Here is a 10,848-nt window from a genome sequence, read left to right on the forward strand (position 1 = left end):
AATTTTTTAATTGAACTGATGGATTTTTCTTGAAATCAGTTCAATTTCTTTTATTTTTACCCAAAAACAAAACGATTTTAATAAAAATGGCTAAAGTTAAAACTGCTTTTTTCTGTCAGAATTGTGGAACTCAATTTTCAAAATGGTTAGGGCAATGTACAGCTTGTAATCAATGGAACACAATTGTTGAAGAAGTAATTCAAAAAGAAGAGAAAAAGTCGTGGAATGTAGCTTCTGAAAAACCAAAAGTTAAAAAAGTAAAAGCTTATAAAGTAAGTGAAATTTCTTATGATAAATCAGAGCGAATTACCACGAAGAACAATGAATTCAACAATGTTTTAGGAGATGGAATTGTTTTAGGTTCTATGGTTTTACTTGGTGGAGAACCAGGAATTGGAAAATCAACTTTATTACTTCAAGTTGCTTTGTCAATTGAGAAAAAAGTGTTGTATGTTTCAGGTGAAGAAAGTAAGGAGCAAATCAAAATGCGTGCAGAACGACTGGAAAATGTAAATCCAGATTGTATGATTCTTACAGAAACTAAAACACAAAACATTTTTAAAGTAATTGATGAGGTAGAACCTGATGTGGTGATAATTGATTCCATTCAAACTTTACATACCGATTATGTAGAAGCTTCTGCTGGAACTGTTTCACAAATCCGAGAAACGACTACAGAACTTACGAAATTTGCAAAAGAAACTGCAACACCAGTGATTATTATTGGTCATATTACAAAAGATGGAAACATTGCTGGACCAAAAATTTTAGAACATATGGTGGATGTTGTATTGCAATTTGAAGGAGATAGAAATCATACTTATCGAATTTTAAGAGCGAATAAAAATCGTTTTGGATCGACTTCAGAATTGGGAATTTTTGAAATGCAAAGTTTTGGACTAAGAGAAGTTTCCAATCCATCTGAAATTTTGATTTCTCAAAAAGATGAATCTTTGAGCGGAACTGCAATTGCTGCAACTTTAGAAGGAGCAAGACCATTGATGATTGAAATTCAAGCTTTGGTTAGTACAGCAGTTTATGGAACGCCTCAACGTTCTGCAACAGGATATGATTTAAAAAGAATGAATATGCTTTTAGCTGTTTTAGAAAAAAGAGCTGGATTTAGATTGGGAGCAAAAGATGTCTTTTTAAATATTGCAGGAGGAATAAAAGTGGATGATCCAGCGATTGATTTGGCAGTTATTGCAGCAATTTTATCTTCTAATGAAGATGATCCGATTCCGCATGACTATTGTTTTGCAGCAGAAATTGGACTTTCAGGAGAAATTCGTCCTGTACCGAGAGTAAACCAACGAATTTTAGAAGCAGAAAAACTTGGATTTAATCGAATTTTTGTATCAAGATTTAACAAATTGACAGTAACAAATACAGGAATTCAGATTATTCAGGTTTCTAAAATCGAGGATATTTATAATGCATTATTTTAATGTTTTACAGAAGATTGAAAAATGAATTTTATAAAAAAATAAAAAATGAATCTATTTGATATTATTGCACTTGTATTAATGACAACAGGTTTTATTAGAGGAAATCTGAATGGTTTATTTGAAGAAGTCGCATCTTTAGCATCTTTAGTTGGAGGAGTTTTAGGAGCGATTTTATTTTCAAGTATTGTAGAAAGTTTATTGGGATTTTTAGAATGGCAACAAAAATATATAACTGCATTAGCTTATATTGTTACGTTTGCTGTGATTGTAACGGTGATTTTATTATTAGGAAAGCTATTTACTAAATTTGCTGATAAATTATCTTTAGGAACGATAAACAGTATTCTTGGAGGAGTTTTTGGCGTTATTAAAATTACAGTAATTATCAGCGGAATACTATTTATTTTTAATAAAATAAATTCTAATATTCCTTTTGTTTCTCAGGATACTTTAGAAGATTCTGTTTTGTATAAACCTATTAAAGGAATTGCGCCAGCAATCTTCCCAACAATTGAGTCAGAGATTCAAAAACACATGGAAAAACACATAGAAAAACCCGGAAAATTAATTTAACAAATTATTCTACTGTTAAAGCACTTGACAAACAGAATATTGTTTATATTTTTGCGTTTAGCAAATAAAATTTAATCACCTCAAAATGAAATTATCGAAATATTTTTTCACACTTGTTGTTACACTTTTTTTAATTGGAAATTTAGCAGCGCAGGAGACACAGACGACAGACGGATTATCGCTAAATAAAGGAACAATCAAGAATCAATTTGATTATGTTATTCTTAAATCAAATAATTATAAACAATTTAAAGTAGTTGAAAGAAGTTGGTTAAATCAGCTGAAAAATCACGTACTAGATAGTTTAAAATTATCACAAGAAAAATTACATAAAGTAAATGTTATTGTTGATAAACAAAAAAGCGAAATTTCTTCATTGAAATCGCAGTTAGATAATACGAATGGAAAATTATCTTCAATTAATCAAGAAAAAGATAGCATTACATTTATTGGAATGCAAATGACAAAAAGTTCTTATAAAACTTTTATGTGGTCAATTGTTGTAATTCTTTTAATCTTATTATTATTCTTTATTTCTAAATTTAAAAGCAGTAATGTAGTAACTGTTCAAGCAAAGAAAGATTTAGAAGAAATTCAAGAAGAATTCGATGCACATAGAAAAAGAGCTTTAGAACGCGAGCAAAAAATCATGAGAAAACTGCAAGATGAAATAAACAAACAAAAGGCAGCTTCTTAATAAGAAATTAAAAAAAGAAAGAAGGTCTCTAAAATTTAGAGGCCTTTTTTTATTTCTGAAGGAAGAAAGAAGAATTAAGTTTTTATATAGAAGTATTTTTTACATAATTCTTTTTAATTTTGACCTTCATTTAAAATGAAAGAATAAAAAATTTTCAGAAAAGGAGAAATCCTTGAAAATATAGTGTTAAATCTTAATACCTAAAAAACTCTTTGCTATATGGCAAAACAAGAAGATCAATTCAAAAAAGTTATTTCACATGCGAAAGAATATGGATATGTATTCCAATCAAGTGAAATTTACGATGGTTTAAGTGCAGTTTATGACTATGCTCAAAACGGAATCGAATTAAAGAAAAACATTAGAGATTATTGGTGGAAAGCAATGGTGCAATTAAATGAAAATATTGTAGGATTAGATTCTGCAATTTTTATGCATCCAACAACTTGGAAAGCATCGGGCCACGTAGATGCTTTTAACGATCCAATGATTGATAATAAAGATTCGAAAAAGCGTTACAGAGCAGATGTTTTGGTTGAAGATTATGTGGGCAAGATTGACACTAAAATTGAGAAAGAAATCAAAAAAGCTGCAAAACGTTTTGGAGATGCTTTTAATGAAGAGGAATTTGTTGCAACTAATAAGAGAGTTTTAGATTATAAAGCAAAACAAGATCAAATTTTAAAGAGATTAGGAGAATCTTTGACAAATGAAGATTTGGAAGATGTAAAAGCTTTAATTGAAGAATTAGGAATTGCTTGTCCACTTTCTGGTTCTAAAAACTGGACAGAAGTGAAGCAATTCAACTTGATGTTTGGAACTAAATTAGGAGCTTCTGCTGATTCTGCGATGGATTTATATTTAAGACCTGAAACAGCGCAAGGTATTTTTGTAAACTTCCTAAACGTACAAAAAACAAGTAGAATGAAAATTCCTTTTGGAATTGCACAAACAGGAAAAGCTTTTAGAAATGAGATTGTAGCTCGCCAGTTTATTTTCCGTATGCGTGAGTTTGAACAAATGGAAATGCAATTTTTCGTTCGCCCAGGAGAACAAAAGAAATGGTATGAAGCATGGAAAGAAAACAGATTAAATTGGCATTTATCTTTAGGATTAGGTAAAGAAAATTATCGTTTCCATGATCACGAGAAATTAGCGCATTATGCAGATGCAGCAGCAGATATTGAATTTAAATTCCCATTTGGATTTAAAGAATTAGAAGGAATTCACTCAAGAACAGATTTCGATTTAAAAGCACATGAAGAACATTCTGGAAAGAAACTTCAGTATTTTGATGATGAAACAAAAGAGAAGTATACTCCTTATGTAGTGGAAACTTCTGTTGGGTTGGATCGTTTATTCTTAGCTATTTTCTCAAATTCTTATGAAGAAGAAACTTTAGAAGATGGCACAGTAAGAAAAGTTTTACATTTACCACCAGTGATTGCTCCTTATAAAGTTGCTGTTCTACCATTAGTGAAGAAAGAAAAGAAATTAACTGAAATCGCACATAAAATTGTAGATGATTTGAAATTCGATTTCAATGTAGCTTATGATGAAAAAGATGCGATTGGTAAAAGATATAGAAGGCAAGATGCAATTGGAACACCTTATTGTGTTACTATAGATAATGAAACTCTAGAAGATAATACAGTTACAATTCGTCATAGAGATACGATGGAGCAAAAGCGTGTACCAATTTCTGAACTTCGTTCTATTATTGAAGAAGAAGTTTCAATGCGTAAATGGTTACAAAAAATTTAGATTTTAAAATATATTTATAATTAAAAAGGCTTTTCAAATATTCGAAAAGCCTTTTTTTTATCTAGTTAAAAATGGTTAGTTAATGAAAAGTTTTTTCGTTAAGCTTCTTTGTTCATCGTTAACATTAATCATATATACACCAGTATTTAAATCTTTCACACTAATTGGTTTTTGTGTTACTTTTCCTGATTTAAGTACTTGTCCAAATAGATTTGTAATAGTGAAATGTGTTTCACTACGTTCTCCTGTATAAATACTGATTTCTCCAGATGTTACAGGGTTTGGATAAACTTCTAAAGTGAAATTAGGAGCTTCAAATCCAATTTCATAATGTTGTGTATCCATTGTTGAAATTCCAGCAATTGCAGAACTAGCGATGTTAACAGAATAATCTTCTACTTCACCATATTGGAAACTTCCACAAGCTGAAACAGTTCCGCTTCCATACATCATAACAACACGCATTCTTGTTGTTCCTGTTGCAGCAGAAGAAGGAATGTTTACAGTATGATTAACTGTACTTGTACTTGAAGAAGATCCAGATGCAACTTCTTCGCTAGCTTCGAAGCTTCCATCTTTGTCAAAATCAATCCATACTTTCCAGTTTTCAGTATAAGCACTTCCACTAAATCCAGCTCTTAAAGAAAGTGTATATGAACCACCTCTTCCAACAGAAGCTGAAAGGTTTGTGAAATCTTTATATCCACCATTATCTCCAGAAGTATTTGCAATTCCTGAGAATCCTACGTAATCAATATACTCATAACTTGTGTTCGTTCCATTTGCAGAACAATACGAAGTTGTATTTGATAAAGTAGTAACGTTTACAGAATTGCTATATCCTGAAATATTATTTGCAGCATCTTTAGCTTTAATTCTGAAAGTATAAGTTGTACTTGCAGATAATCCCGAAGCAGTATATGAAGTACTAGCAGTTGTAGCGATTTTTGTACTTCCTCTATAAACATCATAACCAGTTACACCAACATTATCAGAAGATGCATTCCAAGATAAATTTGTTGAATTTTGTGTTGTTCCAGAAGCAGATAATCCAGTTGGAGCAGAAGGAGCTTGCGTATCACCACCACTTCCAATATTTACTGTATAATCTTCTACTTCACCATAAGTAAATGTTTCGCATGCAGAAGGAATTCCATTATATTTCATAGAAACTCTCATTCTAGTTTCTCCAGATGTAGCAGAAGTAGGAACAGTAAACGTTCCACTTACAGGAGTATCTGTAGAAGCAGCTTTAGACCAAACTAATTCACCTGCATCACTGAAATCCATATCATTGTTGTAATCAATCCAAACAGCATAAGCTTCGCTATATACAGAACCTGTCCAAGTTGGAGTGATTGTGATTGTGTAATTTTGTCCTTTACCTAAATCTGTTGACATTGAAGTGAAATCAGCATATCCACCATTAGATCCACTTGTATTGTTGATAGAACCTAATTGTACTTTGTTGATATATTCATCACTAACATTTGTTCCTTTTGAGTTACAATAATTAGAAGTATTATCTCCATAAGGTTGTCCGATTCCAACTGCATAAAAAGCATTTGTTGTTGCAATTACTTCAGGAGAATCTGCTCCATATAATTCTTGTGCAGATTGAATTCCGAAAGTTCTAGCATCTGCATATGTTGAATTTGAAGATAAATAAGTGCTTTCTAAACGATATGCAATTTTAGCAGCTTTATCAATAGAAATTCCAGTTACATTATAACTGTCACCATTATCATTTGTTCCAGATTTTCCTACTGAAAGAATATAGAACCAGTGATTTAAAACTCCACTATTTGTATGAACTCCACAATAATCATTAGATTGTGTAGGTGTTCCACAGTTTACATTTTTCCAGTAAGTTCCACCATAAGTATCTGGTTGTCCTTTTGCTTTTGGATTGCTCATTGAACGTAAAGCGATTGAACCACTTCTTCTATCAATTTCTTCTCCAATTAGCCACTCATCTTTATCGCTATCTGTAGCTCCTGAATAAACTTCTACAGCAGCTCCCCAAATATCAGAGAAACCTTCATTCATTGCTCCAGATTCTCTTTGATAAACTAAGTTTGCAGTATACGTACAAACAGCATGACCGATTTCATGTGCTGCTACATCAATACTTGTTAAAATATCGAAATATCCATTTCCTTCGTTTCCATTAGAACTTCCATCTCCATAAGACATTACAGAACCATTCCAGAAAGCATTGTCATAATTTGAAGAAACGTGAACATAACTTCTAATTTGAGCGCCATTTCCATCAAAACTATTTCTGTTATGTTTTGCTTGGAAATAATCATAAGTTTTCATTGCTCCCCAGTGAGCATCTAAAGCTCCATCATCTTTTCCTGGACTATGCTCTGAAGTTGTCCAGTTGTTATCATTATCAGTAAATTGATTATAATTATTTACATACGGATACCCTGCCGTTGATTGATTTTTAGCATCTCTAGTATATACTTTTCTACCAGAATCGCTTAAGATATAATTTCCTCCACTTGTACCTGTAGTAATAGTTTGTGTTCCACTATATCTTGTTTGAGCTGTTCCAGAAGCTACTGCCATTGGAGCTTCATCCATTGGTTCATAATTAGGAACAGTTGCTACTTCCGTTGCGTGATTATGTCCTGTGTGTCCAAATTCACCTGCATGCTTAATAGTTGCATTATAAAGAATAATTTCTCCTGTATGTGCATCTACATAAACATCTCCACGACTAAGCGGATTTGTCGCATAAATATCAAATTTGAAAGCTAATTTTACATTATCCTCTATATCTCTGCCATTTTCGACAGTTTCATAATTAGGAATAATTACAAGTTCCCCCTGAGGTTTTTCATAATTATCCATTGCTTTCGCACTTTGCGGATATTCCCAAAGGTAATTTGTAGCTCCAATATGTCTTAAAGCATTATTAAAAGCTTGTGAAGCCGAAATAGAAGGAGAAGTGTTTAAGTCTTTAATACGATACATTTCACCATTCATAGAATTTAGTTTTCCACTTTTGAAGTGAGCAGAATACGTAGCAAATTCTACTTTAATACCTTTGTAATATTGTTGGTATTTTTCATGGATGAAACCAAGATCATCATTAAATTGTTTGATTTTAATAAATGTGTCTTCAGGATTTAATTTCAGATATTCTGAAAAAGCTGATTGAATGTTTTTTTGAGATAAGTTTACATCTTCTTGGAAGTTGATAAACTTTGGTGTCCCGAATGCATCTGTATGTTGGTTTTTAACAGCATCTCTTTGTTGTGCAGAAACAGTTAGGGAGAATGCACAGAAAAGAGAAAAAACTAAGGGACTTACGTAGTTTTTTTTCATTTTGATTTAAAAAAATTTGAATGTTAAACAATTAAACAATCTGCTTTTACTTTAAATCATTCTAATTTCGAAATTGCGCGCTGTATTATGATGAATTTATAAATTGGATCCTAGTATCGTATAAATTCACTTGTTGAAATATGGAACAATTATCAAAATAAAATCAGATGTATTTTAAAATAACCATAACAATAGGAATGCTTTTTGCGTTTTGGGGTTGGCAAAAAAAACACACTTCCATTAAGAAAATAGAAGTGTGTAATATTTATAAAACATGATAGAACGTAGAAAATTTTTACTAAAATTTTCAAAAAATATTTTAATTGTTTCTTTTGAATCTCTGATTAAAATACCTTTTCTTTTTTCATTTGATTGGTTATTTTAGCGAAGAGGATTTAAAGCTCTGCCAAAATCATTTTTTGTTTAACTATAAATAACTGATTTCAGAACTCTCTCATATTCAAATCTTTACATAAAGATACAATATTTTGAAATATAATTAACTAAATTTTAACACTTACACTATATTTTTAACAAATTCATGTTATTATTAAATAAAATAAACGTAAAATTTAAAAAACATAATCAAAAAATACATATAATTCAAAATTTAGATTTTAACTTATCTAAAAACACGATTCTTGGAATTGTTGGTGAATCAGGAAGTGGAAAATCGATTACGAGTTTAAGTATTTTAAAATTACTTCCAAAAAATGCAGAAGTGACAGGAGAGATTTTGTTTGAAGGTGAAAACATTCTAAATTTTTCCGAAAAACAAATGCAAACTTTAAGAGGAAATCAAATTTCTATGATTTTTCAAGAGCCGATGAGTTCCTTAAATCCAAGTATGAAATGTGGAAGACAAGTTGTTGAAATTTTACAAAGACATCAGAATATTTCAAAAAAAGAAGCGAAACAAGAAGTAATTTCTTTATTTGAAAAAGTAAAACTTCCAAGACCAGAAAGTATTTTTAATCAATATCCGCATGAAATTTCTGGTGGACAAAAACAAAGAGTGATGATTGCGATGGCAATTGCATGTAAACCAAAATTGTTGATTGCAGATGAACCAACAACGGCTTTGGATGTAACGGTTCAGAAGGAAATTATTGATTTGTTGAAATCGTTACAACAAGAAATGCAGATGAGCATTATTTTTATTACGCATGATTTAAGTTTGATTTCAGAAATAGCTGATGAGGTTTTAGTGATGAAACAAGGAAAAGTTGTGGAACATAATTCTGCAAAAGAACTTTTTGAAAACCCAAAAGAAGATTACACAAAAGCGTTGATAAATTCTCGTCCGAAATTAGAGGTTCGCTTAAAAAAATTGCCAACTGTTTCTGATTTTATTGATGATAATGTAAATAAGGAAATTTTTACTTCTGAAGAAAGAAAAGAAAGACAAAAAGTGATGTATGAAAAAGAGCCAATTTTAGAAGTGAAAGATTTAAAAACATATTTTCAGCCAAAGAAATCGTTTTTTGGAAAGCAAGAAAAAGAAATCAAAGCTGTAGATTCTGTTTCTTTTAAATTATTTGAAAGAGAAACATTAGGATTGGTTGGGGAATCTGGTTGTGGAAAATCGACTTTAAGTAAAACAATTTTACATTTAGAAAAAGCTACTGAAGGTTCTATATATTATAAAGGTGAAGATATTTCAAAATTAAATAGGAATCAGTTTAAAAAATTCCGAAAAGATATTCAATTGATTTTTCAAGATCCGTTTGCTTCTTTAAATCCAAAAATGAAAATTGGAAAAGCAATCTTGGAAACGATGACAGTTCATCAAGTTTTAAATTCAAAAAAAGAAAGAAAAGAATATGTTTTAAACTTATTGGAAAGAGTTGGATTAAAAAGAGAATTTTACGATAGATATCCACACGAATTTTCTGGAGGTCAAAGACAGCGAATCGGAATTGCAAGAGCAATTGCTTTACAACCGAAAATTATTATTTGCGATGAATCTGTTTCAGCTTTAGATGTTTCTGTACAAGCTCAGGTTTTGAATTTATTAAATGAATTAAAAGAGAAATTTAATTTCACCTACTTATTTATTTCACATGATTTAGCAGTTGTAAAATATATGTCAGATCAATTAATTGTGATGAATAAAGGGAAAATTGAAGAAAAAGAAGATGCAGATATTATTTATGATTCTCCGAGAACTTCTTATACAAAACGCTTGATAGATTCGATACCAAAAGGAATTTGATAAAATAAAAAAAGTTTGTTCCATAATTAAATAGAACAAACTTTTTATATGATTTAAGAGTTTAGATTAACAAAACTCGTCATAAGCAGCAACTAAATTTTGAGCAATTGCTTGCGCTGATCTTCCTTCGATGTGGTGTCTTTCTAACATATGAACTAAGTTTCCATCTTTAAAAAGAGCGATACATGGAGAAGAAGGAGGGAAAGGAACCATAAATTCTCTAGCTTTGTTTGTAGCTTCTTTATCAACTCCTGCAAAAACAGTTGTTAAATGCGTAGGCTTCTTGTCATTGAACGTAGAAGCGATAGCTCCAGGTCTAGCTGTTCCAGCAGCACAACCACAAACTGAATTTACCATTACTAAAGTTGTTCCTTCTTTTTTTAATGCGTCTTCTACACTTTCTACAGTGTGTAATTCTTCAAAACCAGCCGCAACTAATTCTTCACGCATTGGTTTTACTAAATCCTCTGGGTACATATATATAGTTTTTTAAATCAAATTAATTTAGACAAAGATATACATAAAAGTTTAGGAATAATAATGTTGTAAAAAGAGCCTGTTTTACAAATAATTAAATTTCTAATAACCTTAAAATCAAATAGTTGTATAAAATAAAATCATAAAAAAATATAAAATTTGGCTAAATTTTCACTTTTTTTTAATTAAAATACTGATAATCAATTAATTAAGCTTAAAAAAATGTGAATTATGTAAAAATAATTTATCCTTTTTAAGATTATTTTTTATCTCTTTAAAAGTGCTTAAATTTATGTATAGTGAAATATAATAACCTGATAATAAGATTGTTAGGT

Annotated in this window: 7 protein-coding genes; 5 read left to right on the forward strand and 2 right to left on the reverse strand. The window is 30.5% G+C overall.

Features of this window, described 5'->3' with window-relative positions; genetic code table 11:
- Positions 1-86: 86 nt before the first annotated feature.
- The 4 genes from radA (at position 87) to I1A51_RS16075 (ending at position 4,482) form a co-directional block, all read left to right on the forward strand.
- Positions 87-1,448, forward strand: coding sequence for a DNA repair protein RadA (gene radA / locus I1A51_RS16060; protein ID WP_196895784.1), 1,362 nt, complete (start codon positions 87-89; stop codon positions 1,446-1,448).
- 45 nt (positions 1,449-1,493) lie between these two features.
- On the forward strand, positions 1,494-2,021 hold the full coding sequence (locus tag I1A51_RS16065) for a CvpA family protein (protein WP_196895787.1): 528 nt from the start codon (positions 1,494-1,496) through the stop codon (positions 2,019-2,021).
- 85 nt (positions 2,022-2,106) lie between these two features.
- A complete protein-coding gene (locus I1A51_RS16070; RefSeq protein WP_196895789.1) occupies positions 2,107-2,718 on the forward strand; it encodes a tRNA (guanine-N1)-methyltransferase in 612 nt (203 codons plus the stop codon).
- A gap of 219 nt (positions 2,719-2,937) precedes the next feature.
- Positions 2,938-4,482: a glycine--tRNA ligase gene (locus I1A51_RS16075; RefSeq protein ID WP_196895790.1), complete on the forward strand. Its 1,545-nt coding sequence runs from the start codon at positions 2,938-2,940 to the stop codon at positions 4,480-4,482.
- 75 nt (positions 4,483-4,557) lie between these two features.
- Here the strand turns inward: I1A51_RS16075 and I1A51_RS16080 are convergent, their stop codons facing one another.
- Positions 4,558-7,821: a M4 family metallopeptidase gene (locus I1A51_RS16080; RefSeq protein WP_196895792.1), complete on the reverse strand. Its 3,264-nt coding sequence runs from the start codon at positions 7,819-7,821 to the stop codon at positions 4,558-4,560.
- A gap of 541 nt (positions 7,822-8,362) precedes the next feature.
- On the opposite strand from I1A51_RS16080, the gene I1A51_RS16085 reads away from it, so the two are divergent.
- Positions 8,363-10,036: an ABC transporter ATP-binding protein gene (locus I1A51_RS16085; protein ID WP_196895794.1), complete on the forward strand. Its 1,674-nt coding sequence runs from the start codon at positions 8,363-8,365 to the stop codon at positions 10,034-10,036.
- Positions 10,037-10,102: 66 nt separating this feature from the next.
- Here the strand turns inward: I1A51_RS16085 and I1A51_RS16090 are convergent, their stop codons facing one another.
- On the reverse strand, positions 10,103-10,513 hold the full coding sequence (locus I1A51_RS16090) for a BrxA/BrxB family bacilliredoxin (protein WP_196895797.1): 411 nt from the start codon (positions 10,511-10,513) through the stop codon (positions 10,103-10,105).
- Positions 10,514-10,848: the final 335 nt, after the last annotated feature.

The sequence above is a fragment of the Aureivirga marina genome (assembly GCF_015767265.1).
Classification (GTDB): domain Bacteria; phylum Bacteroidota; class Bacteroidia; order Flavobacteriales; family Flavobacteriaceae; genus Aureivirga; species Aureivirga marina.

Coding starts and splice junctions, on each gene's coding strand:
- radA (WP_196895784.1), top strand. CDS start 87: ATGGCTAAAGTTAAAACTGCTTTTTTCTGTCAGAATTGTGGAACTCAA.
- I1A51_RS16065 (WP_196895787.1), top strand. CDS start 1,494: ATGAATCTATTTGATATTATTGCACTTGTATTAATGACAACAGGTTTT.
- I1A51_RS16070 (WP_196895789.1), top strand. CDS start 2,107: ATGAAATTATCGAAATATTTTTTCACACTTGTTGTTACACTTTTTTTA.
- I1A51_RS16075 (WP_196895790.1), top strand. CDS start 2,938: ATGGCAAAACAAGAAGATCAATTCAAAAAAGTTATTTCACATGCGAAA.
- I1A51_RS16080 (WP_196895792.1), bottom strand. CDS start 7,821: ATGAAAAAAAACTACGTAAGTCCCTTAGTTTTTTCTCTTTTCTGTGCA.
- I1A51_RS16085 (WP_196895794.1), top strand. CDS start 8,363: ATGTTATTATTAAATAAAATAAACGTAAAATTTAAAAAACATAATCAA.
- I1A51_RS16090 (WP_196895797.1), bottom strand. CDS start 10,513: ATGTACCCAGAGGATTTAGTAAAACCAATGCGTGAAGAATTAGTTGCG.